Genomic DNA, 24,648 nt, shown 5'->3' with positions numbered 1-24,648 from the left:
GTCGGCTAAGGCATTCCGATTCCAGGTTCGAAAACGGCGTTGATGCCGGCCTTGGCGACGGCCAGCGCCTGCTGCGGGCCGTCGAGGAAGCGCCGCGCCCAATTCGCCGCCGCGTCATACACGTCGTCCGGGGCCACCATCTCGTCGATCAGGCCCAGCTCCAAGGCCTCCTCGGCATCGACGAAACGTCCGCTGAACACCAGTTCCTTGGCCTTGCTCGCCCCGGCCGCACGGGTCAGCCGCGCCATGCCGCCCCCACCGGGTGTCCGGCCGGCCAGAATCTCGGTCGCCCCGAATTTCACGTTGTCGCCGCTGATCCGCCAGTCCGCGGCCAGCGCCAGCGTCAGGCCCGCACCCAACGCGTATCCCGTGAGCGCGGCAACGGTCGGCTTCGGGATGGCAGCGACGGCGTCGACGGCCTCGGTGCGCACGCGGTCGGCGACGTCAGCCTCGGCCGCGGTCAGTTTCTGCAGCTCGGGCATGTCGTCGCCGGCGGAGAAGATCTCGTGACCGCCGAACAGGATCAGCGCGGCGACGTCGTCACGCCGGGCCAACTCGGTGGCGGCGGCCGTGATCTCTCGATACACCTGGCGGGTCATCGCGTTGGTCGGCGGCCGCGACAGCAGCAACGCGGCCAGCCCCGGGTCCTGCGAGCCGTCGCTGACGATGACGTGGACGAACTCGCTCAAAGCGGCCACTCCATGGATCCGCCGGCTTGACGCGCCTGGTGGTAACGGTCGGAGTCGAAGAACTCGAAGACCCAGTTGTCGCCGCGCTTCTCGAGCAGCGGCTGCACGGGCGCGATCTGGCGTTCGACGGCCAGCACATCGGCGACGCTGCGGCCGGCCAGCGAGTCCAGCTGGGTCCAGGTCGGTGGCAGCAAGATGTTGCGGCCGGCCTCGAAGTCGTCGATGGCATCCCGCGGCGAGGCCCAGCCGGACCGGTCGGATTCGGTGTTCTGCCCGTCGGCGCGCTGACCCTCGGGCAAGGCCGCCACGAAGAAGTAGGTGTCGTAGCGGCGGGTGCGCTCGGCTTCCGGGGTGACCCAGTTGGCCCACGGCCGCAACAGGTCTGAGCGCAGCACCAGGTTTTCGGTGCGCAGGAAGTCCGCGAACGACAGCGTCCGTTCGTCCAGGGCGCGGCGAGCGTCGGCGTAGACCGAGGCATCGCCGACGATTCCGTCCGGGTCGTCGGCGGGGCCGGCGAATAGCACGCCGGACTCCTCGAAGGTTTCCCGTGCCGCCGCGCATACCAGCGCCTCGGCCAGGTCGGTCTCGATGCCGAACCGCTGTGCCCACCAGTCCGGCGGCGGACCGGCCCACGCCCCCTTGCCGCCCAAGTCGGCGTCGCGGTCGCGGTCGTCGACGCCCCCACCGGGAAACACGATGACGCCCGGCGCGAACTCCATCTTCGAATGACGCCGCATCAGAAAGATTTTCAAGCCGCCGGGTGCGTCGCGGACCAGCATCACGGTGGCGGCCGGCCGGGTCGGCAGCGGCTCGGGAGTGGTGTTCATTCCAGCCTCCTCCGGTGAGCCGCACGGGTGCGGACGCGCCGCGCGAAGTACCGCCCGTCGATCACGTCCAGGGCGATCGACTGACCGAATGCCGCGGAGAGATTCTCGGCGGTCAGTACATCGGACAGCAATCCCGCGGCGACTACTTGCCCCTCCGACAGCAGCATGCAGTGGCTGAAGCCGGGTGGAACCTCCTCGACGTGGTGGGTGACCAGCACCAGGGCGGGCGCGTCGGGGTCGGCGGCCAGGTCGGTCAGCCGGGACACCAGTTCTTCGCGGCCGCCCAGATCCAGGCCGGCGGCGGGCTCGTCGAGCAGCAGCAGCTCGGGGTCGGTCATCAACGCCCGGGCGATCAGCACCCGTTTGCGCTCCCCTTCGGAAAGCGTCCCGTAGGTGCGGTCGGCGAGGTGCTCGGCACCCAGGCTCTCCAGCATGTCCACGGCCCGCTGATGGTCGACGTCCTCGTAGCGCTCCCGCCAGCGGCCCAGCACCGCGTAGCCGGCCGAGATGACCAAGTCGCGCACAACTTCATCGCTGGGGATCCGCTGCGCCAAAGCCGATGAGCTGAGCCCGATCCGGGCGCGCAACTCCGACACGTCAACCCGGCCCAGCCGCTCGCCGAGCACGAAGGCGATGCCGGACGACGGGTGCTCGACCGCCGCGGCCATGCGCAGCAGTGATGTCTTGCCCGCCCCGTTGGGACCGATGATCACCCAACGCTCGTCGAGTTCGACTGCCCAGTCCAGCGGTCCGACCAGGACGCGGTCGCCGCGTCGCAGGGAGACATTTCTGAGTTCGATCAGCAGATCGGGATCGGCCGCGGGGCTGTCTGTTTCAGATCCTGTCTCAGAGCCGGTTTCGGGCACCCGCCCATCGTGCCGCATGCCGTGCGAGTCCCCTACTCGGGGGGAATCTCGACGCGGCGCACTTCGCCGTCGACGGCATCGGCGGCCTCGATCTCGCCGCGAGTCACGCCGAGCAGAAACAGCACGGTGTCCAGGTACGGACTGCTCAACGAGGCGTCGGCGACCGCCCGCAACGCCGGCTTGGCGTTGAACGCCACGCCCAACCCGGCCGCGCTCAGCATGTCGATGTCGTTGGCGCCGTCACCGACGGCGACGGTCTGCGCCATCGGCACCCCGACCTGCTGGGCGAAGTCCCGAAGCGCCTTGGCCTTGCCGGGCCGGTCGATGATCTGGCCGACGACCCGGCCGGTGAGTTTGCCGTCGACGATCTCGAGCTCGTTGGCGGCAACGAAGTCCAGCATCAGTTCCTCGGCCAGCGGTTCGATGATCCGCCGGAAGCCACCGGAGACCACACCACAGTGATAACCCAGACGCCGCAATGTCCGTATCGTGGTCCGAGCGCCGGGCATCAGCTCCAGCTGATCGGCGACCTCGTCGATCACCGTGGCGGGTAGACCCGCCAGCGTCGCGACCCGCTGCTCGAGCGATTCCGCGAAATCCAGCTCGCCGCGCATCGCGGCCTCGGTGATCGCGGCGACCTTGCCCTCCGCGCCGGCCTTGGCCGCCAGCATCTCGATGACCTCGCCCTGCACCAGCGTCGAGTCGACGTCGAACACGATCAGCCGTTTGGCCCGCCGCTCCAGGCTGTAGTCCTCGACGGCCACGTCGACGCCCTCGTTGGAGGACACCTTGTTCAGCGCGGTCCGCAGCGTGCCGTCGGCTCCCGGCGGCACCGAGACCCGCAGTTCCAGGCCGGTCACCGGATAGTCGGAGACACCACGGATGAGGTCGATGTTGACGTCGAGCGCCGCCACTTCGCGGGCGACCGCGCCGAACGCCCCCGCCGTGATCGGCCGGCCGAGCACGAAGATGGTGTGCGTCGAGGGCTCGCGGATGATCGGCACGGCCTCGCTGCGCTCGATCGTGACGTCGAGACCCACCGCGTGGATGGCATCCTCGACATCGTCACCCAGCACGATGCTTTCGGCGACTTCCGGCGGGCAGCACAGCAGCACACCGAGCGTCAGGCGTCCCCGGATGACCACCTGCTCGACGTTGAGCAGGTCGATTCCGTGCCCGGACAGCGCGTCAAACAGTGCCGACGTCACACCCGGTTGATCCACGCCGGTGACGGTGATCAACACCGACACCTTGGGTGGTGTGTTCACTCGCGATTGCCCCCGCGATGGGCCATTAGCTGCGGACGTTTACGTCGTCGAGCTTGGTGACGTCGTGGCCCTCTTTGCCATGGGATCGACCGACGTGCGACTCGGCGCGCATGCGTTCCACCATGTGCGGGTAGTGCAGCTCGAACGCGGGACGCTCCGAACGGATGCGGGGCAGCTCGATGAAGTTGTGCCGCGGCGGCGGGCAACTGGTCGCCCACTCCAGCGAGTTGCCGTAACCCCACGGGTCGTCGACGGTGACCACTTCGCCGTAGCGCCAGCTCTTGAACACGTTCCACACGAACGGGAACATCGACGCGCCCAGAATGAATGCACCCGCCGTCGAGACGATGTTGAGGCCCTGGAAGCCGTCGGTGGGCAGGTAGTCCGCGTAACGGCGCGGCATACCTTCGTCGCCCAGCCAGTGCTGCACCAGGAACGTGGTGTGGAAACCGATGAACGTCAGCCAGAAGTGCAGCTTGCCCAACCGCTCGTCGAGCAGCCGCCCGGTCATCTTCGGGAACCAGAAGTAAATTCCGGCGTAGGTGGCGAACACGATGGTGCCGAACAGCACGTAGTGGAAGTGCGCGACCACGAAGTAGCTGTCGGTGACGTGGAAGTCCAGCGGCGGGCTGGCCAGCAGCACCCCGGTGAGACCGCCCAGCAGGAAGGTGACCATGAAGCCGACCGAGAACAGCATCGGCGTCTCAAAGGTCAACTGGCCCTTCCACATTGTGCCGACCCAGTTGAAGAATTTGATCCCCGTCGGCACCGCGATCAGATACGTCATGAACGAGAAGAACGGCAGCAGAACGGCTCCGGTGGCGAACATGTGGTGCGCCCACACCGCGACCGACAGGGCGGCGATCGACAGCGTGGCGTAGACCAGCGTGGTGTAACCGAAGATCGGCTTGCGCGCGAAGACCGGGAAGATCTCCGAGACGATACCGAAGAACGGCAACGCGATGATGTATACCTCGGGGTGCCCGAAGAACCAGAACAGGTGCTGCCACAACAGAACTCCGCCGTTGGCCGAGTCGTAGATGTGGGCGCCCAGGTGACGGTCGGCGGCCAGGCCGAACAGCGCCGCGGTGAGCAGCGGGAAGGCGATCAGCACCAGGATCGAGGTCACCAGGATGTTCCAGGTGAAGATCGGCATCCGGAACATCGTCATCCCTGGGGCGCGCATGCAGACCACGGTGGTGATCATGTTGACCGCGCCGAGGATGGTGCCCAGACCGGCAACGGCCAGGCCCATGATCCACAGGTCACCACCGGCGCCGGGCGAGTGGATCGCGTCGGTCAGCGGCGTATAGGCCGTCCAGCCGAAGTCGGCGGCGCCGCCCGGTGTGATGAAACCGGCCATCGCGATCGTGGCACCGAACAAAAACAACCAGAACGAGAAGGCGTTCAGCCGCGGGAAGGCCACGTCGGGTGCGCCAATCTGTATCGGCAGCACCAGATTGGCGAAACCGAACACGATCGGGGTGGCATAGAACAGCAGCATGATCGTGCCGTGCATGGTGAACAGCTGGTTGAACTGTTCATTCGACAGGAACTGCAGACCCGGCGCGGCAAGTTCGGTGCGCATCAACAGCGCCAGCAGGCCGCCGATGAAGAAAAAGATGAAGCAGGTGACGCAGTACATGATGCCGATCAGCTTGTGATCGGTCGTGGTGATCAGCTTGTAGATCAGGTTCCCTTTGGGACCGATCCGGGCCGGGTACGGCCGAACGGCCTCGAGTTCTCCCAACGGGGGCGCTTCGGCTGTCAACAGCTCCTCCAAACATCCATCCCAGACAGGGGTTCCCCCGAATCTTAGCCCCCGATCACGCCGCAGGCAGGCCTGGTCCTACAAACTGTCGTAATTGGCTCATCGCAGGCGTCGGGCCGCCGCGGTAGACCGGTTCTCAGCTGGCCAGATGTTAGCGTCGAACGCGTGCAATCCGGCGGTAGGCGACCCACCCTGAGGCCCATCGAGGGACGCCTGGTGGCCGCCGCCGCGATCGCGGCGGCGGCGGTCGTGGCATGCAGCGGTTGCGGATCCGGGCAGTCCGGTTCCGCAGGGCCGTCGACGCGGTCGCTGGTGACGCCCACCACGCAAATCGCGGGCGCCGGGGTGCTGGGCAACGACCGCAGGCCCGACGAGTCGTGCGCACGTGACGCGGCACCGGCCGATTCGGGGCCGACAACCCGGCAGGCCCACAACGCCGCCGGCGTCACACCGGACTCGGTCCAGGTGCCCGCGGAGGCGCAGCGCATCGTGGTCCTCGCTGGCGATCAGCTCGACGCCCTGTGCGCGCTGGGCCTGCAAGCGCGAGTGGTCGCCGCGGCCCTCCCGGATGACTCGTCGAGTCAGCCGTCCTATCTGGGCGGCGCCGTGCACGCACTGCCCGGTGTCGGCACCCGCGGCAATCCCGACGTGCGCGGGATCGCCGCGCTGCACCCGGATCTGATCCTGGGCTCGGTTGCGCTCACGCCGAATACGTATCCGAAGCTCGCGGCGATCGCCCCGACGGTGTTCGCGGGGGCACCCGGTGCGGCCTGGGAGGACAACCTGCGTGTGGTCGGCGCCGCGACGGCGCGCAGTGGTGCCGTCGACGGGCTGATCAACGGCTTCACCCAACGGGCCGGCCAGATCGGCGCCTCCCACGACGCCGCTCACTTCCAGGCGTCCGTTGTCCAGCTGACCACCGATAGCCTGCGAATCTACGGCGCCAACAACTTCCCGGCCAGTGTGCTCAGCGCGGTCGGGGTCGACCGGCCGGCTTCCCAGCGGTTCACCGACAAGCCGTACATCGAGATCGGCGCCACCGATGCCGACTTGGCGAAGGCGCCGGACTTCTCGGCGGCCGAGGCCGACGTCATCTACATGTCGTGCGCCACCCGGGCCGCCGCGGACCGCGCCGCGACGATCCTGGACAGCGCCCCGTGGCGCAAACTATCCGCCAATCGCGACAACCGCGTTTACATCGTCAACGACGAGGTATGGCAGTCCGGTGAGGGCGTGATCGCCGCCCGCGGCATCGTGGATGACCTGCGCTTGGTCAACGCCGCGATCAATTAGCGGCGGGCGGTCCGACACGCACACATGGTCATAAGCTCATGTGTGGATCGACTCGATTGGCCTAAAACCGTTACCTTAGCTAATCTTTTCTAGGACGCAACCGAATCGAAGAGGGATTGCTATGAGCACTGTTTCCGCGTATGTCGCCACTTCGGCGACGGAACCGCTGACCAAGACCACCATCACCCGCCGCGATCCGGGCCCGCACGACGTCGTGATCGACATCAAGTTCGCGGGGATCTGCCACTCGGACATCCACACCGCCAAATCCGAATGGGGCGTGCCGAATTACCCCGTCGTCGTCGGCCACGAGATCGCCGGCGTGGTGACCGAAGTCGGCACCGAGGTGACCAAACACAAGGTGGGCGACCACGTCGGCGTGGGGTGCATGGTGAACTCCTGTGGTCAGTGCAGCAGCTGCGAGGCCGGGATCGAGCAGTACTGCAAGCGGGGCGCGACCTTCACCTACAACTCCACCGACAAGGACGGCAGTCCGACGATGGGCGGCTACAGCCAGGCGATCGTCGTCGACGAGAACTTCGTCCTACGCATCCCGAGCTCGCTACCGCTGGACAAGGCGGCACCGCTGCTGTGCGCGGGCGTCACGCTGTTCTCACCCCTGCGCCACTGGAAGGCCGGCAAGGGCACCCGCCTGGCGATCATCGGCCTGGGCGGACTTGGCCACATGGGCGTCAAGCTGGGCGCGGCCCTTGGCGCCGACGTCAGTGTGCTGTCGCAGTCGCTGAAGAAGATGGAAGACGGGCTGCGGCTGGGCGCCAGCAACTACTACGCGACCTCCGACCCCGACACCTTCAAAAAGTTGCGCGGCAGCTTCGACCTGATCCTCAACACCGTCTCGGCGAACCTGAGCCTCAACGACTATGTGAACCTGCTCGATGTTGACGGCACGCTCGTCGAGCTGGGCATCCCCGAGCACCCCATGGAGGTGGGCGCGTTCCCGCTGGCGCTGATGCGGCGCAGCCTGTCGGGCTCGAACATCGGCGGCATCGCGGAGACCCAGGAGATGCTCGACTTCTGCGCCGAACACGACGTGACCCCCGAAATCGAGGTCATCGAAGCGGACTACGTCAACGAGGCCTACGAGCGGGTGCTGGCCAGCGACGTGCGCTACCGCTTCGTCATCGACATTTCAACCTTGTGAGACGCCCTCTGCCACGTCGTCGCGCCGCCACCCGATCTCCTCAGCCGCCGCGGCGTGCTCGTCGTCGGGAGCAACCGTGCTGACGCTGATACCGGCCAGCGGCCAGCCGGCGGAGGCCAGCGTGGCGGCCACCCGCTGAATGTCCTCTTTGCCGGGTTCGTGGTGGGTCACCTTGGTGATGAACTCCTCGATCTCCTGGCGGCTGACCACGCCGTCAGCGCCCGGCCGCGACTCCGCGACCGCGATCTTGTGAGCCACCTCTTCGAGCTGCTCTTGGGTCAGGGGTGTGCTCCGCAGCAGTGCGAACAACGCCACCTGGTCCGGGCCGGGAACGCCTTGCGGGTAGCCCACATCCAGCCACCGGATCACTGACTTGAGAAATTTCGCGTGCTTGTGAGAGTGATGTTCCGACACCCCCTCAGTCTCAGGGTAGGGGCGCCGCCGTGGTGTCGGACCATGGCGACAATTCACATGCCGTTCACGACCTGAACATCTGGTGCTAAGAAATCCGCGGCACCGGATGCCCACGGGCCATCCGCGCGAAATCCGCTGTCTTTGCTGCTCCAGCGAATTGCGATGAGCGCGCCGATAACGGCCGGGGCCCGGCACGGAAGACACGAGCAAACTCCTCGTCATCCCGGTTCTCGCCTTTGCCACCTCCGCGACCGCGGGATGCACGATCGACTGCCCGCCGGCTCGGGGTCTGCGGCATCACCTGAGAGCCCTTCGCTCCCATCAGCTGTTCTCGTCGCGGCCGGCATGCGATGACTTTGACTACTTGCAGAAGTCATAGTGCCGTCGGATCATGCGCGCCCCCGCTCAGCAAGGAGAACACCGGTGACCCTGTGGCCAATGGTCCACGCCGAACGTGCCGCGCTCGTCGAGGACCTCGAGGTCCTCGATGCGGCCCAATGGACCCAACAGTCGCTGTGCGGCCGATGGAACGTCGAAGAAGTCGTCGCGCACCTCACTGCGGCCGCGAGTATTGGCCGACTGCGTTGGCTCAGCAGTGTCTTGGGCGCCCGGTTCGACTTCGACCTGCACAACCAGCGTCGCTTGGCCGAACACCGAGGCACGAACCCCAGTCGAACGTTGGCGGCATTCCGCCGCATCGTTACGAGCACCACGGCGCCGTCCGGGCACACGGCGGCATTTCTCGGCGAGGTCATCGTGCACTCACAAGACATCCGCCGGCCCCTCGGAATCGGCCGCATGCCCCCGATCGACGCGGTCACCCGGGTCGCGGAGTTCTACGCCGGCCGCGACTTCGCCGTTCCGAGCCGCAGCGCCATCAAGCACCTTCGCCTGGAAGCCACCGACGGCACCTTTGCGACGGGGAACGGCCCGTTGGTCAGCGGCACGACGCTCGCGTTGACCATGGCCATGGCCGGTCGCGGTGCCTTCTGCGACGACCTCGACGGTGACGGCGTCGCGCTGTTGCGCAGCCGGTGTGCCGGCGAATCGCACCCCTAGCGGCGGAGCCCTGCCGTGGCCTCACAACGTTTGTCACGACCCGGAGGCACGAAGCCGGGTGGCCACGACGTTGCAGCGTCGTAATTGACGCACCTCAACACTGCGCCATTGAGATTGGCGGTCTTCAGATCGGCTCCGTATAACGCAGTTTGATCCAGGATCGACCCCGCAAGATTGGCGTGATCCAGGTTGGCGCGGCTCAGATCGGTGCCTTCCACCTGGGTTTCCGTGAGATCGACAGCAGAGAGATCCGCCTTGCTGAGACGGGCGTAATTGAGACTCGCGCGGTGCAGATTCGAGTTATTGAGTACTGCCCCCTCAAGGTCGGCGTCGTCGAAGTTCGCGTTGGCCAACTGAAGTCCGCGAAGGTGCTGCCCTCGAAGATCAAGACCTCCGAATGGTCGCGGCCGATTGGGGTCAACGGCGGAATGCTCGCGGACGAATCGAAGATTTTCCAGCCGCAATGCCCGGTCCTCGCGAGCGTCGTCCAGCAGGGCCTGTCCCTTGATGGTTCCAACCGCCACGATCGCGCCGGTGACGAGCGCGACAACGGTCGGAATGACGAGTTCGCTGAACCACCAAGGCATTTCGTGGCGCTTACGCGCGCCGGCCGGCGGCGGATTCGGGGAAGGCACCTGGATCGCCGGAGATCGCGCGCGGCCGGCCACCCCGGGTCGTTTGCGCCGTGGTCTAGCGCATTCGCGGCATTGACCGTTAGGCGGTGGCGCTTGCCCTTGGCGATGTCGTACGCCAGCAGCCTGCGCCATGGGCGAAGGTTATCGTCGTGCGCCTAAAACCGCGCGAAATGTGGGCAACCGGCTGGTTGCCGATCAGCCGTTCTCCTCGCGCAGCGCTTGCATCGCCAGGTTGTTGATCAGTTGGCGGCCAACATCGGTGCGTAGCTGAGGAAGCAGCGCGGAGACGACACCGGCGGCAGTGAGCGCGAGGCGGACCAGACCGTCAGGCGCCGTGGCTGCGTCGAGGAGCACCTCATCCTCGGCGTAGGGATCTCCCGAATGCTGCGCCATGGCCATCCGGGCCACCAGCCGGTTGTCGAGGTCAAGCTCAACCTCGTCGGCGGCACACGCCAAGGTCAGGGTTTCGCCGATCTCCGCGACTTCTTCCGGTTCGCACAGCTGAGCCACCAGCTGCCACAGGATCGACACGGCAGCGCGGATCAGCTGCGGAAGCCGGTCAGCTGGAATGACGTCGTCGTCGATGATGACGCGCATGGCCGATTCGTCGCCGCGCTCGCCGTGCTGAATAAGCGCCAATGCGCGACGGAAGTCCGCCGCGCCCACCCCGTTCTCACTGCCACCCATCCCATACATCCTGCCCCGTCGCCGTGTCGCAGGAAGTGTTCCGGTCGTGGCAGCGCCGGGACAGCGTCAATCTGATTGCAAGCACACAGGTTTCGCAAGCAGTCGCTGAGGTACCTTAGAAGTCCCAGTCCTCGTCTTCGGTGTTGACGGCCTTGCCGATCACGTACGACGAGCCGGAGCCGGAGAAGAAGTCGTGGTTCTCGTCGGCGTTGGGCGACAGTGCCGAGAGGATCGCCGGGTTCACGTCCGTCTCGTCGCGTGGGAACAGCGCCTCGTAACCGAGGTTCATCAGCGCCTTGTTTGCGTTGTAGCGCAAGAACTTCTTGACGTCCTCGGTCAGCCCGACTTCGTCGTAGAGGTCCTGGGTGTACTCCACCTCGTTGTCGTAGAGCTCGAAGAGCAGTTCGTAGGTGTAGTCCTTGAGTTCGTTCCGCTTGTCTTCGTCGACCATCGCCAGACCGCGCTGGAACTTGTAGCCGATGTAGTAGCCGTGCACGGCCTCGTCGCGGATGATCAGCCGGATCATGTCGGCGGTGTTGGTCAGCTTGGCCCGGCTCGACCAGTACATGGGCAGGTAGAAGCCGGAGTAGAACAGGAAGCTTTCCAGCAGCGTGGAGGCCACCTTGCGCTTGAGCGGCTCCTCCCCCTTGTAGTACTCCATGACGATCTCGGCCTTGCGCTGCAGGTTGGGGTTCTCCTCCGACCAGCGGAAGGCGTCGTCGATCTCGGCCGTGGAGCACAGCGTGGAGAAAATCGAGCTGTAACTCTTGGCGTGCACCGACTCCATGAACGCGATGTTGGTGTAGACGGCCTGCTCGTGCGGCGTCAGCGCGTCGGGAATCAGGCTGACCGCCCCGACCGTGCCCTGGATGGTGTCCAGCAACGTCAGCCCGGTGAACACGCGCATCGTGAGCTGCTTCTCGTTGGCGGTCAGCGTTCCCCAGGATGGGATGTCATTGGACACCGGCACCTTCTCGGGTAACCAGAAGTTTCCGGTCAGCCGGTCCCAGACCTCGGCGTCCTTGTCGTCTTGCAGCCGGTTCCAGTTGATTGCCGAAGCGCGGTCGATCAGCTTCATGTTTTCAGTCACCAGAACCCCACTTCACAGGCCAATTTGGGCTGACGGCGTAGTTGCCGCACTCAGGCTCCAGACACTACCCCTGGGGTGCGACATGCCGGGCCAACACAACACGTTGTGTCCACGTGTCGCGGCATTTAGTCCAATCCGGCGTGGCGCAGCGTATGGGTGAGGCCGTCTTCCAGCGCGCTCAGCGCGATGTTGGTGAGGCGGCTCAGTTCGTCGATGTCGTCTCCACCCTTGCCCATCCAGGCTTCCAGCGAGGCAAACACCGCCGTGGCCAAACTGTGTGCCGCGATCTCGGCGATCATTGCGCCGTCGGCGGTGGGCGCCGACCGTTCGTGGATGAAGCGGCTGATCTCGTCGGCAACCTGATCGCGCATCCGCCGGATGTGCGTCGTGATGATCTCCTGGTCGAGGTCGCGGGACCGGATGGTCGCGGCCTCGCGAACCATCGCGAAGTCGAAAGGGAAGGCGTCCACGGCTTTTCGTACCGAAGCGGTGATGGGTTCCCCGTGCGGACGCCGCGCCAGCGCGCGAGCGAACCATTCGAAGCCGATGTCGTAGTCGGCGAAGATCACCGCGTGCTTGGACGGGAAGTGCCGGTAGAAGGTTCGCTCGGTCACCCCGACGTCGGCGGCGATGTCGGCAACGCTCGTTTGGTGGACGCCGTCGGCGACGAAGCGCTTCATCGCGGCTTGCAAGAGTGCCTGACGCGTGCGCTGACTACGAGACTCCACGCTGCCAGCATCCATTAAATGTCACCATTGACGCAACAATGTCAGATGTGACATTGTGCCTGTGTCGAGCGCTCAGCACCGGAGGAGACAGCATGGCCGACTACGACGCGATCATCATCGGAGCAGGTCACAACGGTTTGGTGGCGGCGAATGTGCTGGCCAAGGGCGGCGCGAAGGTGCTCGTCCTGGAACGCGCGCATTTCCTCGGCGGGATGGCCGCGACCCGCGAACTCTTCGACGGCTACAAGCACAGCGTCGGCGCCTGGGCGGTGCTGATCTGGCGCCAGGAGATGACCGAACGGCTGGAGCTGACCAATTGGGGCTTCGAGCTGATGGGTCAGTGGACGTCGACGTGCACGTTCGGCGACGCCGAGGACACCCCGTTCGTGATGTACAACGACCTGGAACGGATGGGACGTCATCTCCTCGAGGATCACGGCGCCGAGGTCGCCACGGGCCTCGGCGGATTGTTCGCCCACATCGGGCGCTTCGCACCGTATTTCGTCGACTCGGCGTTCGGGCCGCCGCTGGACATCATCGAGGTGATCGCCGCCCAGCCCACGGCCGCTGATCGCCACGACTTCGCCCAGATGTGGTACGGCAGCACGATGGACACTGTCCGCCGCTTCTTGGCGCCCGACCAAGGCCGTTGCATCCAGGGCTCGCTGGCCGCGATGTCCATCGACGCGTTCGACGGCGGACCGTGGACCCCGGGCTCGAATGCGTCGACGCTGTACCACTACCTGATCGGCGGCGGCAACGTCGAATACATCATGCCGCGCGGCGGCATCGGCGCACTGAGTACGGCGCTGTGCCGGCGCGCCGAGTCGCTGGGCGCAGAGGTGCAGCTCAAGCAGCACGTCAAGGAAATCCTGGTTGAGAGCGGTCGCGCCACCGGCGTTCAGTTACGCGATGGCACAACGATTTCCGCGGACGCCGTGCTGTCGTCGCTCGACCCGTACACCACGTTCGTCAATCTGGCCGGCGCACAGAACTTTCCGCCCGACTACATCCGCAAGATCAAAGAGATCAATTTCAACCTCGGCTACATCCAGGCCCATCTCACCATCGACCAAGCGCCCCAATGGATCGATCGTCTGCAGCCCTACATGCAGGACAACGGGCAATGGTGTCCGACGGTCGCCTACGCGCCATCGCCGGAATACATCAGCGATGCGTGGGAGCAGTACCGCAAGGGGCAGCTGCCCGATGCGCCACCCACCTACCTGTACATCCCCAGCATGGTCGACTCTTCGCTGGCGCCCGAAGGCAAGCACAGCGCAACGATTTTCACGCCCTACTTCCCCACCGGTCTGGACGCCGACGAAAACCGGAGCTGGAAAGAGCAATACGCCGACACCTGTGTGAATATCTTCGACACGTACGCGCCCGGGTTCGCCGAGTCCGTCACTAATCGTGTGGTGTTCTCCAACCGCTACTTCGGCAGCACTTTCAGCGCACACGCCGGCGACTACTCGCACGGCCTGCTGCAGCCCAACCAACTGTGGACCGGCCGCGTGGTCGAGGGAGCCGACAAGTTCGCCACCCCGGTCGACGGGCTCTACCTCTGCGGACAGTGCACCCATCCGGGTCCGGGAGTGACCGGCATCCCCGGGTGGAACGGCGCCGAGGCCGCGCTCAAGCACCTCAACGCACGCGTCGCGCGGGCGTAGGGCTTCGCGCCGAGATCGACACTGGCGCGACGACGATCGGCGTGTCGCCACGCTGCCGTCGATGTCGGCGGCCTCGACCCTTTTCCACGCACACCCGCGCCATGTACCATTTGGTACATGTTTAATGAAGACAGCATCGAGATCAACGCGGCGCCGCAGCTGGTATGGGATGTCTTCACCGATGTCGAGCACTGGCCCGACTGGACCGCTTCGGTGACCTCACTGACCGGACTGGATGGGCCCGCGCTCGCCGTCGGCAAACGGTTCGCGATCAAGCAGCCCGGCATGGCGAAACTGGTCTGGCGGGTCACCGAGCTCGACGCGGGCTCATCCTGGACGTGGGTGCAACACTCGCCCGGCTCGCTGGTGACCGCCCGCCACGATGTGGTCGCTGCGCCCGGCGGCCGCACCCTGGTACACCAGCAACTCGACCAGAGCGGTCCACTCGGCGCGCTTGTCGGGCGACTGATGGCCAAGAAGACCAGGCGCTTTCTCGAGCTGGAAGCCCAAGGACTCAAGGCCCGATCGGAACAGCTCAGCCGCGCCAATGGTTCGCACGCCTGACCTTGCGCGGCGCCGGCAGCTCCTCGACGCGCTGATCGACGAGTTCGCCGACGGCGGCATCGGCGACCGCTCACTGCGCGAGGTGGCCGCCGCCGTCGGTACCAGCCATCGAATGTTGCTGCACCACTTCGGGTCTCGCGATGATCTGCTGCTGGCGGTCGTCGAGGAGGTCGAGCACCGTCAGATGGGCCTGCTTTCCGAATTGCCCACGGATCCGGCCGAAGGCTTCGCCGCGATGTGGGCCGATCTGCACCGACCTGAGCTGCGTCGACTGGAACGACTCTTCTTCGAGTGCTACGCCCGCGCCGCCCAAGGCGAAAAGCCTTTCGCCCGAATGGTTCCCGATGCGGTCAACGATTGGCTGAGCGCGGTGGATGCCACCGCGGAAGGGGCGGCAGACCCTGCGATGGTGCGACTCGGACTGGCCGTCACCCGGGGGCTGCTGCTGGACCTGGCGGCGACCAACGACGATGCCGGTGTGGATGCGGCCGCGAACGCGTTCGTGAGCCTGCTGCGCCGCTGAACGAGCTCCGCCCGGAGCTACTTCGCTTTCGGCAGCACCGAGATGAGGGTGTCGACCAGTTCCTCGGCATTGGTGTGCCACTTGTCCAGGTCCATGTGTCCGCTCAGGTCCAAACCGGTGATGCCGTGGGCGCTGGTCAAAATAAGCGCTCCGTAGCGTCGCGCGTGCTGCGGACCGGTGATGCGACCCACGATCTCGAGAAACAGGTCCTGGGCGCGTTCGGCGACCCGGATCGCTTCGGTCGGGTCCCCCGCCGGTGGGGTGAACATCAGCCGGTACAGGTGCGGGCGGGTGCGGCCGATGTCGATCAGCGAAAGCAGACCGGAGCGTAACGACTCCTCGGGCGAGTCTGCGCCGTTGGCCAAAACCTCTAGTGCGTCGCCCAATTCGCTCAACGCGTTCGTGGCCAGCACCGCGAGCAGGGACTCCTTGTCGGCGAAGTGGCGATACGCTGCCGAGCGCGACACGCCACTGCGAGCGCCCACCTCGCGCAGCGTCACCGCCCCGACTCCACCGAGGTCGAGCAACACCCCGGCCGCCTCGATCAGCGCGCTGCGGGTAGCCGCGGCGCTCTCGGCTCGTGTCGTCACCCGCCGAGCATAAGCCGGCGCTTGAGTTGACATTGTCAACTCAACTGTTATTTTGAGATGACAGCGTCAACTCAAGCACCGCCATCGGACGGAGACCCGCCATGAATTCCACGAATCGCCCCGACCGTCAGGAGCTGATCGTCGTGAGCGGTGCTTCGACCGGCATGGGCGCGGCCGCAGCTAAAGAACTGGCCCGCAAGGGGTTTCACGTGCTCGCCGGGGTACGCCGCGAGGTGGACGCCGAGGCGCTAGTGGCCGACGGCCTCGAGGGGCTAGAGCCGCACATCCTCGACATCACCGTGGAATCGGACGTGGCCGCGATCGCCGACCGTGTTGCCCGCGATCCCCTGCACCGTCCCCTGCGCGCGCTGGTCAACAATGCCGGGATCGCGATCAATGCGCCGGTCGAAACGCTGCCACTTACCCAATGGCGCCAGCAGTTCGAGGTCAACCTGTTCGGTCACATCGCGATGACGCAGGCGCTGCTGCCGTCCCTGCTGATCAGCTCGGGCACCGTGGTGAACATCAGTTCCGTCGGCGGGAAGGTGGTCTTGCCGACCTATGGCGCCTACGCCGGCTCGAAGTTCGCCCTCGAGGCCGTCAGTGACGCGTTGCGCCGTGAGGTCGCGGAGCTCGGCATCAAGGTGGTTGTCGTCGAGCCCGGCGCGGTCAAGACCGAGATGGCTGAGCGTGGAATCGCCACGGCGGAGGGCCTGATGGCGGACCTGACCGCGGCCCAACGCGCCCGTTACGGCGATCTCGCCGAGGCCGTCACGGCACAAGCGCGATCGTTCAGCGACATCGGCGTTTCGAGCGAACACGCGGCAAAAGTGATCGCCAAGGCCGCGACCGCGTCTCGTCCCCGAACTCGCTACACGATCGGACGCGACGCCGCGATCCTGGTGCGAGTCAGCCGCGTGGTCTCCGACCGGGTCCTGGACCGCATCGTGCGCCAGAACCTTCGGTCCTTCGCCAAAAGCGCGCAGCCCAGCGAGAAGCCAAGCGCTGCAACGACTTCGGCCGACGCCTAGGCGATCAGCCCGATGCTTCAGTCGGCGGTGTGGACGATCAGGACGTCGGTCTTGGCCCTTCGGGACACTTCGGATGGGACTGATCCCAGCAGGCGCCCGGCGACGCTGGCGAGCCCGACATTGCCGATGACCAGTAGGTCGGCACTGACCTCCTCGGCTAGGTGCACCAGCGCGGTGATGGGGGCACCGACGACCGACTTCTCCTCCACGTTCTTGGCCCCGGCTTTGCGCGCGCGGACCGCGGCGTCCCGCAGGATCGCGTAGAAGGGGGCTTCACCCACCAACCGGTAGTCCTCGCCGTGGGTGCTCCCCGGCGGGATGGCGTAGCGGCCCTTTTCCACGGGGACGGGGGGATGGGCGGTCGCGACGATCAATTTCGCGCCGTAATCAGCAGCGATCGCGCCCGCGCGGTCCACCGCACGCAGCGACGACTCCGAGCCATCGGTTCCCACCACGACGGTCTGATAGGCGCTCATTTCCCTCCCAGTGTCCCAGACGAACGCGAATTGGTGAATAGCCTGGGGTTATGCCTACCCGGCGGGGCTCAGCCCTGCGCGGCCACCGCCGTGCGGTTGGCACGTGAGCCGGTGCGTACCCCGAGGAACTCATACTCGTCGGGCTTGACCGAGCGGGTCGCCCGCCAGTACTGCCAGGTGTAGCCGCCCCACAGCACGGTGTTCTTGCCGTGCTCGTCGAGGTACCAGCTGCTGCAACCGCCGCTGTTCCACACCGAGTCCTTCAGCATCTCCTGCAGCTCATCGTTGAACTTGTCCTGCGCGGCGCGCGTCGGTGCCAGCGCCTGGGCGCCGAATTTGTCGCACTTCTTTATCGCGTCGGCGACGTAGCGAATCTGGGACTCGATCATGAACACCACGGAATTGTGCCCCAGTCCGGTGTTGGGGCCGAGCAGGAAGAACAGGTTCGGCATCTCGGCGACGGTGATACCGCGATGCGCGCCGATGCCCTCCCGGTTCCAGCGGTCGACGAGATCCTCACCGTGGCGTCCCTTGATCTGGACGTAGGTGTAGGAGTCGGTGACGTGGAAGCCGGTGCCGTAGACGATGACGTCCGCTTTCCTCAGGGTTTCACCGCCGGTGCCGTCGGCCGTCACGATGCCGTCAGGCGTGATCCGGGAGATGCCGGCGGTGACCAGTTCGGTCTTCGGGTCGGCGACCGCGCCGTAATATGTCGACGAGTTCAGGATTCGCTTGCACCCGATGCGGTAATTCGGGATCAGCTTGCGGCGTAGTTCGCGATCCTTCACTGAGCGGCGAATGTTGTATTTGCAGTACGCCTCAATGAATTTCAGCAGGTTCGGCCGTTTGGTCATGCCGATGGCCAGCGCCTCTTGCCCCCAGTAGATGGCCAGCCGCACCAGCGCCCGCAGCCCGGGAACGTTCTGCATCGCCCGGCGCAGCGCCGGCGGAAGATCGGGGTTGGAGCGCGGGACCACCCACGGCGGAGTGCGTTGGTAGAGCTGCAGTTCGCCGACCTGCCCGACGATCTCCGGCACGATCTGGATCGCGCTGGCGCCGGTGCCGATCATCGCCACCCGCTTGCCGGTCAGCTCGACGCTGTGGTCCCACTGGGCGGAATGGAAAGCCGGACCGCGGAATTCGTCACGGCCCTCGATTTCCGGGATGGAAGGGATGTGCAGCGCGCCGGCACCCGAGATCAGGAACTGGGCGACGTATTCGCGTCCGTCGGTGGTGAATACATGCCAGCGGTGCTCGTCGTCGTCCCAGTGGGCGCGGTCGACCAGTGAATTGAACTCGACGTGGCGGCGCAGGTCGTACTTCTCGGTCACTCCCTTGAGGTAGTCCCAGATCTCGGGCTGATAGGAGAACGGGTTCTTCCAGTCCGGCTTGGGCTCGAAGGAGAACGAGTACAGGTGCGACGGGATGTCGCAGGCACAGCCGGGATAGCTGTTGTCGCGCCAGGTGCCGCCGACGTCGTCCGCTTTCTCCAGGATGACGAAGTCCACCCCCTGCTGCTGCAGCTTGATCGCCATCCCCAGGCCGGAGAACCCGGTCCCGATGATCAGCGCCCGGGTGTGCACCGGTTCATGTGCCGACGATGTCGGTTCGGCTTGTGTCAATGCATCGGTCACAGTGGATCGGTCCTTCTATTGGCCTGTCAGCTCACGCGTTAGCTGGCGCACCTCATGCGTACTCCACCAAGTCAACGCGAATACCCAGTACCCACGGTATCGGATACGACGAGTGTTGCCGATGGCCGAGGCGATGTCAACGCCGTCGCCGCTGCTCAGCTGGCCGCCGAATTACTTCGCACGGCGCTGTGGACCGGCTGGTCGGGGTCCACCGCGATACCCAGCGCCTCAGCGGTGCCGACGATGACCCCCATCATGATCGTGGTCAGATGGGCGACGAACTGGTCGCGCGGCATGCGTCGTGGGCTGTCGGGTTCGGGACCCAACCACCACTCGGTGGACGAGGCGGCCGATCCGAAGGCCGCATGCGCGGCCAGTTCGAACGCCGCGTGGTCGAGCTCCATGTCCTTGAGTTCGTTGTCGAACATATCGGCCATGGTCAACGTGATCTGACGCCCCTCGTTGAGGGTGCGCACCGTCGACTCGGTGGTCGCCCCGGAGCGCGCCGAAATGAAGACGCGCAGCACGTTGGGATGCTTGTCGACGAGAGTGACGTACTCGTCGACACTGCGCCGGACGATCTCCCGGGCCGAGTCGGTGGCCAGGTTGATCGACGGGAAGATCGCCGCCCACAGCATGTCACGCAGCTGCACACCGATCGCCTGGAACAGGTCGGACTTGTCGTGGAAATGGCGATAGATCTTCGGCTTGGCGGTGCCGGCCTCTTCGGCGATCTCCCGCACGCTCAGCTCGGGCCCCAGGCGGTCGATCGCGCGGAATGCCGCCTCGACGATTTCGCCGCGAACCTTCTTGCGGTGTTCACGCCAGCGTTCGCTGCGCGCGTCGACCTTCGCCCCCGGCTTCACGCTCGGGTGGGGTCTAGACGGTCGGGGCATTCTCACCACCTAAAGCACCTTACCCGTTGTAGGCGCTGACCTGCGCAGACTCCTCGTCAGGCATTACAGCATGCAGCTGACACACCCCTCGACCTCGGTTCCTTCCAAAGCCATCTGGCGTAGTCGGATGTAGTACAGCGTCTTGATTCCCTTGCGCCAGGCGTAGATCTGCGCCTTGTTGACATCACGGGTAGTAGCGGTGTCCTTGAAGAACAGCGTCAGACTCAGACCCTGGTCCACGTGCTGGGTGGCCGCCGCGTAGGTGTCGATGATCTTCTCGTAGCCGATCTCGTACGCGTCCTGGTAGTACTCCAGGTTGTCGTTGGTCAGATACGGCGCCGGGTAATAGACGCGGCCGATCTTGCCTTCCTTGCGGATCTCGATCTTGCTCGCCACCGGGTGGATCGAGCTGGTCGAGTGGTTGATGTAGGAGATCGATCCCGTCGGCGGGACGGCCTGCAGGTTCTGGTTGTAGATGCCGTGCTGCTGCACCGACTCCTTGAGCCGCTTCCAGTCATCCTGTGTCGGGATGCGAATGTCCGCCTTGGAGAAGAGGTTGCGAACAACTTCCGTTTCCGGTTCCCACGCCTGCTCGGTGTACTTGTCGAAGAACTCTCCCGACTTGTACTTGGAGCGCTCGAACCCGCCGAACGCCGTACCCCGTTCGATCGCAATGCGATTCGATGCCCGCAGCGCGTGATAGAGCACGGTGTAGAAGTACATGTTGGTGAAGTCGATGCCCTCTTCGGAGCCGTAGCGGATGCGCTCGCGGGCCAGGTAGCCGTGCAAGTTCATCTGCCCCAGGCCGATGGCGTGAGAGGCGTTGTTGCCCTGCTCAATCGAGGGCACCGACCAGATGTGCGTCTGGTCGCTCACCGCGGTCAGCGCACGGATCGCCACCTCAATGGTCTGCGCGAAGTCCGGCGAGTCCATGGCCTTGGCGATGTTCAGCGAACCGAGGTTGCACGAAATGTCCTTGCCCACTTTGGCATACGACAGGTCCTCGTTGAACAGCGACGGCGTGGAGACCTGCAGGATCTCCGAGCACAGGTTGGAGTGGGTGATCTTGCCCTCGATCGGGTTGGCCCGATTCACCGTGTCCTCGTACATGATGTACGGATAGCCCGACTCGAACTGCAGCTCGGCCAGCGTCTGGAAGAATTCGCGCGCCTTGATCTTCGTCTTGCGGATGCGCGCGTCGTCGACCATCTCGTAGTACTTCTCGGTGACCGAGATGTCGGCGAACGGCACCCCGTAGACCCGCTCGACGTCGTACGGCGAGAACAGGTACATGTCCTCGTTCTTCTTGGCCAACTCGAAGGTGATGTCCGGAATCACCACGCCGAGGCTCAGCGTCTTGATCCGGATCTTCTCGTCGGCGTTCTCGCGCTTGGTGTCCAGGAACCGGTAGATGTCGGGGTGGTGCGCGTGCAGGTACACGGCGCCGGCACCCTGACGCGCACCGAGTTGGTTGGCGTAGGAGAACGAGTCCTCGAGCAGCTTCATGATCGGGATGACGCCCGAGCTCTGGTTCTCGATGTTCTTGATGGGCGCGCCGTGTTCACGAATGTTGCTCAGCAACAACGCAACTCCGCCGCCGCGCTTGGACAGCTGCAGTGCGGAGTTGATGGAGCGCCCGATGGACTCCATGTTGTCTTCGATACGCAGCAAAAAGCAGCTCACCGGCTCGCCGCGCTGCTTCTTGCCCGAGTTGAGGAACGTCGGGGTGGCCGGCTGGAATCGGCCGTCGATGATCTCGTCGACCAGCTTCTCGGCCAGCGTGGTGTCACCGGAGGCCAGCGTCAGCGCGACCATGACGACGCGGTCCTCGAAGCGCTCCAGGTAGCGCTTGCCGTCGAACGTCTTCAGTGTGTACGAGGTGTAGTACTTGAACGCACCGAGAAAGGTCGGGAACCGGAACTTCTTGGCGTACGCCCGGTCCAGCAGCGTCTTGACGAAGTTGCGCGAATACTGGTCGAGCACCTCGCGCTCGTAGTAGTTCTCCTTGATCAGGTAGTCGAGCTTCTCGTCCTGATTGTGGAAGAACACCGTGTTCTGGTTGACGTGCTGCAGGAAGTACTGATGTGCGGCCTCGCGGTCCTTGTCGAACTGAATCTTGCCGTCGGCGTCGTACAGATTCAGCATCGCGTTGAGCGCGTGGTAGTCCGTCTCCCCCGGCAACGCGTGGGCTCCGGTGGTTACAGGCTCTGCAGTGACGGTTGGTGGCACGTCTGGTCCTTCCAGAATTCTTCCAAGCCCGCGCGAACGGCTTCCACGTCGTCCGGGGTACCCATCAGTTCGAAGCGGTAGAGGTAGGGAACGCCACACTTACGGGAAATCACGTTGCCCGCGTAGGCGAATTCGGCACCGAAGTTGTTGTTGCCCGCGGCGATGACGCCGCGGATCAACGACCTGTTGTGCTCGTTGTTCAAAAAGGCGATGACTTGCTTGGGGACGTAGCCACCGTTGTCGATGTCCGGCGTCGCCCGGCCGCCGCCGTACGTGGGCAATATCAATACGTACGGTTGGTCGACCTCGATACGACCATGCAGCGGGATGCGGGTGGCGGGAGCACCCAGCTTCTGAACGAAGCGGTGGGTGTTCTCCGACACCGAAGAGAAATAGACCAGTGACGATCGCAAGCCCGGCGCCGCCGGGCGCTGCGGGTCGTCACTCATCCGTCCCCGGTTGCGCCGCGTGATGTCCATGGCACCGCAACCTTCCTACTTGCTCATCTACTGCATTACGCGCTGAGTGCGGCTCCGGCGAGCGCCTTGATGCGATCGGGCCGGAAGCCGGACCAGTGCTCGTTTTCAGTCACCACCACGGGGGCCTGTAGGTAACCCAATGCCATCACGTAATCACGCGCCTCGGTGTTCAGGCTGATGTCGACCGTGTCATAGGTGATGCCCTGCTTGTCCAACGCCTTGTAGGTGGCGGTGCACTGCACACACGCGGGCTTTGTGTACACGGTGATGGTCATATTGGCTAGCCCTCCTCAGCGAAAGTCTTGACGTAAGTGCGGACGAGACCAAAGCACTGCACTGCTCTGACTACAAACCGCGACCGTTGCTCCACAGAAGCTCCCCTTGTTAAACGCTCGACTCGCGACGTTCATGCCGTGAAACTAGCGGTTCGCGCCGGAAGTGATCTGTAGCACATCGGTCCAGCAGACACTACATGTTGTGGCTCGGTATCAACAGAGATACGACATATTCTAATCACAAAGTTGAAATTCGCAGGTAGGGAGCCCCCTAACTCATCCGCACGGCGTGTCGCGACACACGACAGGATTCGCTGTTCGGTGCCCATGACGACTGGTCTACCACGCAGCACTGACAAGTCGCGCCTTGTCGACCGGGCGTCGATGCCGACCCGCCTCCTAGCAAAGGCCAGCAAACCTCTGCGAGCCACCGAAATGCGCTGCTGGCATCGACAGAGAAAGACCATGGCCGCCAGCTACGACCGGCGGCCATGGTCTTTGGCCGAATTCAGCCGACTTCGGCCGCGAGCTTGCCGACCACGTCGCGGACATTCGCCACCAGCTCGGCATGCTCGGCGGGAGCCTTCCCCTCCAAGGTGCCGAACGGCACCGAGAGTTTGATCGACTCCACCACCCGGGCGCCGGCGATGCCGAACGACTTGCGGGTCTCGTCGTGCCCCCAGACTCCGCCGTACTGTCCGAAGGATCCCCCGACCACTGCCAACGGCTTGCCCTTCAGGGCGCCGTTGCCGAACGGTCGAGAGAGCCAGTCGATGGCGTTCTTGACGACGGCCGGAATGCTGCCGTTGTACTCCGGCGTGACCACCAGGGCCGCATCCGCCTCGCCCGCCGCGGCACGCAGTGCATCCACCGAAGCCAACGGTGGCGCGTCGGTGTTCATGACGTCGTCGATCTCCTCGTTGTAAAACGGCAGGTCCGCCAGCCCCTCGAACACGGTGACGCTGACATCGTCGGGAGCCACATCGACCGCCAACTCGGCTATCTTGCGATTTATCGACGCCGCACGCAGGCTTCCTACTAAGGCCAAGACTTTGATCTCTGCCACTGTTCCGTTCCCTTCGGTTGTTGGTCTACATCCTTCCACGACTTAAGCGGACTATAGTCCGTTTTATTCCGACCGCGTTAAAGTACCGCGTTAAAGTGCAGTGGTGAGCGGAGTAGAGCGATTGGGTGAGTTGACCGTGTCGGCTCCGCGCGACCTGCCCCACGAGCGGGGGGACGCCGCGCGCAACCGCGAACTGCTGCTGCAGGCGGCCCGCAGTCTGGTCGCCAAGCGCGGCGCGGACGCGGTCACGATGGACGACGTCGCGGCAGCCGCCGGTGTCGGCAAGGGCACGCTGTTCCGCCGGTTCGGCAGCCGCGCCGGCCTGATGATGGTGCTGCTCGACGAGGACGAACGCGCCAGCCAGCAGGCATTCCTGTTCGGCCCGCCGCCGCTGGGGCCCGACGCGCCACCGATGGATCGCCTGGCGGCTTTCGGCCGGGACCGCCTGTGCTTTGTGCACACCCACCACGCGCTGCTGTCGGCGGCCAAGGGCGATCCGCTGACCCGCCACGTGGGGGCGGCGGCGGTGCAGCGCACCCATGTGCGGGTGCTGTTGCAGACGGCCGACACCAGCGGCGATCTCGACGTACAGACCGACGCGCTGCTGGCCCTGCTCGACGTGGATTATGTTGAGCATCAACTGAATTACGGCGGGCATACTCTCGAGACCCTGGGCGACGCGTGGGAGAGCCTGGCCCGCAAGCTGTGCGGGCGGTGACCTGA

Annotated in this window: 25 protein-coding genes and 1 pseudogene; 8 read left to right on the top strand and 18 right to left on the bottom strand. The window is 65.1% G+C overall.

Annotated features, from left to right (window positions below; translation table 11 throughout):
* Positions 1 to 26: 26 nt before the first annotated feature.
* The 5 genes and pseudogenes from OK015_RS10035 to ctaD form a co-directional block, all read right to left on the bottom strand.
* Positions 27 to 689, bottom strand: a pseudogene (locus OK015_RS10035) (enoyl-CoA hydratase); the annotation flags it as partial.
* The gene (locus tag OK015_RS10030; protein WP_268131091.1) at positions 686 to 1,516 is read right to left on the bottom strand and encodes an NUDIX hydrolase; all 831 of its coding nucleotides are present in this window, start codon (positions 1,514 to 1,516) and stop codon (positions 686 to 688) included. The pseudogene OK015_RS10035 and the gene OK015_RS10030, both read right to left, overlap by 4 nt.
* Positions 1,513 to 2,400, bottom strand: coding sequence for an ABC transporter ATP-binding protein (locus OK015_RS10025; protein ID WP_268131089.1), 888 nt, complete (start codon positions 2,398 to 2,400; stop codon positions 1,513 to 1,515). The genes OK015_RS10030 and OK015_RS10025 overlap by 4 nt, the downstream gene beginning before the upstream one ends.
* A gap of 14 nt (positions 2,401 to 2,414) precedes the next feature.
* Positions 2,415 to 3,650 carry a phosphoserine phosphatase SerB gene (gene serB, locus OK015_RS10020; protein WP_268131087.1) on the bottom strand — a complete coding sequence of 412 codons (1,236 nt, stop codon included), beginning with the start codon at positions 3,648 to 3,650 and terminating at the stop codon, positions 2,415 to 2,417.
* Between the two features lie 25 nt (positions 3,651 to 3,675).
* Positions 3,676 to 5,421, bottom strand: coding sequence for an aa3-type cytochrome oxidase subunit I (ctaD, locus tag OK015_RS10015; protein ID WP_268131085.1), 1,746 nt, complete (start codon positions 5,419 to 5,421; stop codon positions 3,676 to 3,678).
* Between the two features lie 213 nt (positions 5,422 to 5,634).
* Between ctaD and OK015_RS10010 the strand changes: the two genes are divergently transcribed.
* On the top strand, positions 5,635 to 6,714 hold the full coding sequence (locus tag OK015_RS10010) for an iron-siderophore ABC transporter substrate-binding protein (RefSeq protein WP_268132592.1): 1,080 nt from the start codon (positions 5,635 to 5,637) through the stop codon (positions 6,712 to 6,714).
* A 121-nt stretch (positions 6,715 to 6,835) separates the two neighbouring features.
* Positions 6,836 to 7,876 carry an NAD(P)-dependent alcohol dehydrogenase gene (locus tag OK015_RS10005; protein ID WP_268131084.1) on the top strand — a complete coding sequence of 347 codons (1,041 nt, stop codon included), beginning with the start codon at positions 6,836 to 6,838 and terminating at the stop codon, positions 7,874 to 7,876.
* Here OK015_RS10005 and OK015_RS10000 read toward each other — a convergent pair.
* Positions 7,865 to 8,290, bottom strand: a complete 426-nt coding sequence (locus OK015_RS10000; RefSeq protein WP_268131082.1) for a DUF3349 domain-containing protein — start codon at positions 8,288 to 8,290, stop codon at positions 7,865 to 7,867. The two genes, OK015_RS10005 and OK015_RS10000, sit on opposite strands and share 12 nt — an antisense overlap.
* 423 nt (positions 8,291 to 8,713) lie before the next feature.
* Between OK015_RS10000 and OK015_RS09995 the strand changes: the two genes are divergently transcribed.
* Entirely contained in the window at positions 8,714 to 9,349 is a 636-nt protein-coding gene (locus tag OK015_RS09995; protein WP_268131080.1) for a maleylpyruvate isomerase family mycothiol-dependent enzyme, read from the top strand.
* Here the strand turns inward: OK015_RS09995 and OK015_RS09990 are convergent.
* The 4 genes from OK015_RS09990 to OK015_RS09975 all read right to left on the bottom strand — a co-directional run bounded on the left by OK015_RS09990 (position 9,346) and on the right by OK015_RS09975 (position 12,504).
* A complete protein-coding gene (locus OK015_RS09990; protein ID WP_268131079.1) occupies positions 9,346 to 10,017 on the bottom strand; it encodes a pentapeptide repeat-containing protein in 672 nt (223 codons plus the stop codon). The two genes, OK015_RS09995 and OK015_RS09990, sit on opposite strands and share 4 nt — an antisense overlap.
* A gap of 162 nt (positions 10,018 to 10,179) precedes the next feature.
* Positions 10,180 to 10,671 (bottom strand): hypothetical protein, encoded by a 492-nt coding sequence (locus OK015_RS09985; RefSeq protein WP_268131077.1) that lies wholly within the window; start codon positions 10,669 to 10,671, stop codon positions 10,180 to 10,182.
* Between the two features lie 115 nt (positions 10,672 to 10,786).
* Positions 10,787 to 11,761: a class 1b ribonucleoside-diphosphate reductase subunit beta gene (gene nrdF / locus OK015_RS09980; protein ID WP_268131076.1), complete on the bottom strand. Its 975-nt coding sequence runs from the start codon at positions 11,759 to 11,761 to the stop codon at positions 10,787 to 10,789.
* A gap of 125 nt (positions 11,762 to 11,886) precedes the next feature.
* Entirely contained in the window at positions 11,887 to 12,504 is a 618-nt protein-coding gene (locus OK015_RS09975; RefSeq protein ID WP_268131075.1) for a TetR/AcrR family transcriptional regulator, read from the bottom strand.
* Positions 12,505 to 12,581: 77 nt separating this feature from the next.
* Between OK015_RS09975 and OK015_RS09970 the strand changes: the two genes are divergently transcribed.
* The 3 genes from OK015_RS09970 (at position 12,582) to OK015_RS09960 (ending at position 15,249) form a co-directional block, all read left to right on the top strand.
* Positions 12,582 to 14,162: a phytoene desaturase family protein gene (locus tag OK015_RS09970; RefSeq protein ID WP_268131074.1), complete on the top strand. Its 1,581-nt coding sequence runs from the start codon at positions 12,582 to 12,584 to the stop codon at positions 14,160 to 14,162.
* A 117-nt stretch (positions 14,163 to 14,279) separates the two neighbouring features.
* The gene (locus OK015_RS09965; RefSeq protein ID WP_268131073.1) at positions 14,280 to 14,726 is read left to right on the top strand and encodes an SRPBCC family protein; all 447 of its coding nucleotides are present in this window, start codon (positions 14,280 to 14,282) and stop codon (positions 14,724 to 14,726) included.
* On the top strand, positions 14,710 to 15,249 hold the full coding sequence (locus OK015_RS09960) for a TetR/AcrR family transcriptional regulator (protein ID WP_268131071.1): 540 nt from the start codon (positions 14,710 to 14,712) through the stop codon (positions 15,247 to 15,249). The genes OK015_RS09965 and OK015_RS09960 overlap by 17 nt, the downstream gene beginning before the upstream one ends.
* A 17-nt stretch (positions 15,250 to 15,266) precedes the next feature.
* On the opposite strand, the gene OK015_RS09955 is transcribed toward OK015_RS09960, so the two are convergent.
* Entirely contained in the window at positions 15,267 to 15,839 is a 573-nt protein-coding gene (locus tag OK015_RS09955) for a TetR/AcrR family transcriptional regulator (protein ID WP_268131069.1), read from the bottom strand.
* Between the two features lie 101 nt (positions 15,840 to 15,940).
* Here OK015_RS09955 and OK015_RS09950 point away from each other — a divergent pair, with 101 nt between their 5' ends.
* Positions 15,941 to 16,870, top strand: coding sequence for an SDR family oxidoreductase (locus OK015_RS09950; RefSeq protein WP_268131068.1), 930 nt, complete (start codon positions 15,941 to 15,943; stop codon positions 16,868 to 16,870).
* Between the two features lie 17 nt (positions 16,871 to 16,887).
* Here OK015_RS09950 and OK015_RS09945 read toward each other — a convergent pair whose 3' ends face one another.
* From OK015_RS09945 to OK015_RS09915, 7 genes are all read right to left on the bottom strand, one after another.
* Entirely contained in the window at positions 16,888 to 17,346 is a 459-nt protein-coding gene (locus tag OK015_RS09945; protein WP_268131066.1) for a universal stress protein, read from the bottom strand.
* A gap of 68 nt (positions 17,347 to 17,414) precedes the next feature.
* Positions 17,415 to 18,980 carry a flavin-containing monooxygenase gene (locus tag OK015_RS09940; protein ID WP_268131065.1) on the bottom strand — a complete coding sequence of 522 codons (1,566 nt, stop codon included), beginning with the start codon at positions 18,978 to 18,980 and terminating at the stop codon, positions 17,415 to 17,417.
* A 155-nt stretch (positions 18,981 to 19,135) separates the two neighbouring features.
* Entirely contained in the window at positions 19,136 to 19,876 is a 741-nt protein-coding gene (locus OK015_RS09935) for a TetR/AcrR family transcriptional regulator (RefSeq protein ID WP_442791232.1), read from the bottom strand.
* 63 nt (positions 19,877 to 19,939) lie between these two features.
* Positions 19,940 to 22,105 carry a class 1b ribonucleoside-diphosphate reductase subunit alpha gene (gene nrdE, locus OK015_RS09930; protein ID WP_268131061.1) on the bottom strand — a complete coding sequence of 722 codons (2,166 nt, stop codon included), beginning with the start codon at positions 22,103 to 22,105 and terminating at the stop codon, positions 19,940 to 19,942.
* The gene (gene nrdI / locus OK015_RS09925; protein WP_268132590.1) at positions 22,075 to 22,554 is read right to left on the bottom strand and encodes a class Ib ribonucleoside-diphosphate reductase assembly flavoprotein NrdI; all 480 of its coding nucleotides are present in this window, start codon (positions 22,552 to 22,554) and stop codon (positions 22,075 to 22,077) included. The genes nrdE and nrdI overlap by 31 nt, the downstream gene beginning before the upstream one ends.
* Before the next feature lie 65 nt (positions 22,555 to 22,619).
* Positions 22,620 to 22,859 carry a glutaredoxin-like protein NrdH gene (gene nrdH / locus OK015_RS09920; protein ID WP_268131060.1) on the bottom strand — a complete coding sequence of 80 codons (240 nt, stop codon included), beginning with the start codon at positions 22,857 to 22,859 and terminating at the stop codon, positions 22,620 to 22,622.
* 508 nt (positions 22,860 to 23,367) lie between these two features.
* Positions 23,368 to 23,964, bottom strand: a complete 597-nt coding sequence (locus OK015_RS09915; protein WP_442791231.1) for an NAD(P)H-dependent oxidoreductase — start codon at positions 23,962 to 23,964, stop codon at positions 23,368 to 23,370.
* Between the two features lie 64 nt (positions 23,965 to 24,028).
* Here OK015_RS09915 and OK015_RS09910 point away from each other — a divergent pair, with 64 nt between their 5' ends.
* Positions 24,029 to 24,643, top strand: coding sequence for a TetR/AcrR family transcriptional regulator (locus OK015_RS09910; RefSeq protein WP_268131057.1), 615 nt, complete (start codon positions 24,029 to 24,031; stop codon positions 24,641 to 24,643).
* Positions 24,644 to 24,648 lie beyond the last annotated feature (5 nt).

The organism is Mycobacterium sp. Aquia_216, assembly GCF_026723865.1.
Taxonomy (GTDB): domain Bacteria; phylum Actinomycetota; class Actinomycetes; order Mycobacteriales; family Mycobacteriaceae; genus Mycobacterium.
Note: the sequence above shows the minus strand (reverse complement) of the source record. Positions and strands in the feature narration are given on the sequence as shown.

Excerpts from the sequence above, each read along its gene's own strand:
- OK015_RS10030 (WP_268131091.1), bottom strand. The coding sequence starts at position 1,516 with ATGAACACCACTCCCGAGCCGCTGCCGACCCGGCCGGCCGCCACCGTG.
- OK015_RS10025 (WP_268131089.1), bottom strand. The coding sequence starts at position 2,400 with ATGCGGCACGATGGGCGGGTGCCCGAAACCGGCTCTGAGACAGGATCT.
- OK015_RS10005 (WP_268131084.1), top strand. The coding sequence starts at position 6,836 with ATGAGCACTGTTTCCGCGTATGTCGCCACTTCGGCGACGGAACCGCTG.
- OK015_RS09985 (WP_268131077.1), bottom strand. The coding sequence starts at position 10,671 with ATGGGTGGCAGTGAGAACGGGGTGGGCGCGGCGGACTTCCGTCGCGCA.
- OK015_RS09975 (WP_268131075.1), bottom strand. The coding sequence starts at position 12,504 with ATGGATGCTGGCAGCGTGGAGTCTCGTAGTCAGCGCACGCGTCAGGCA.
- OK015_RS09970 (WP_268131074.1), top strand. The coding sequence starts at position 12,582 with ATGGCCGACTACGACGCGATCATCATCGGAGCAGGTCACAACGGTTTG.
- OK015_RS09965 (WP_268131073.1), top strand. The coding sequence starts at position 14,280 with ATGTTTAATGAAGACAGCATCGAGATCAACGCGGCGCCGCAGCTGGTA.
- OK015_RS09960 (WP_268131071.1), top strand. The coding sequence starts at position 14,710 with ATGGTTCGCACGCCTGACCTTGCGCGGCGCCGGCAGCTCCTCGACGCG.
- OK015_RS09950 (WP_268131068.1), top strand. The coding sequence starts at position 15,941 with ATGAATTCCACGAATCGCCCCGACCGTCAGGAGCTGATCGTCGTGAGC.
- OK015_RS09945 (WP_268131066.1), bottom strand. The coding sequence starts at position 17,346 with ATGAGCGCCTATCAGACCGTCGTGGTGGGAACCGATGGCTCGGAGTCG.
- OK015_RS09935 (WP_442791232.1), bottom strand. The coding sequence starts at position 19,876 with ATGCCCCGACCGTCTAGACCCCACCCGAGCGTGAAGCCGGGGGCGAAG.
- nrdI (WP_268132590.1), bottom strand. The coding sequence starts at position 22,554 with ATGAGTGACGACCCGCAGCGCCCGGCGGCGCCGGGCTTGCGATCGTCA.
- nrdH (WP_268131060.1), bottom strand. The coding sequence starts at position 22,859 with ATGACCATCACCGTGTACACAAAGCCCGCGTGTGTGCAGTGCACCGCC.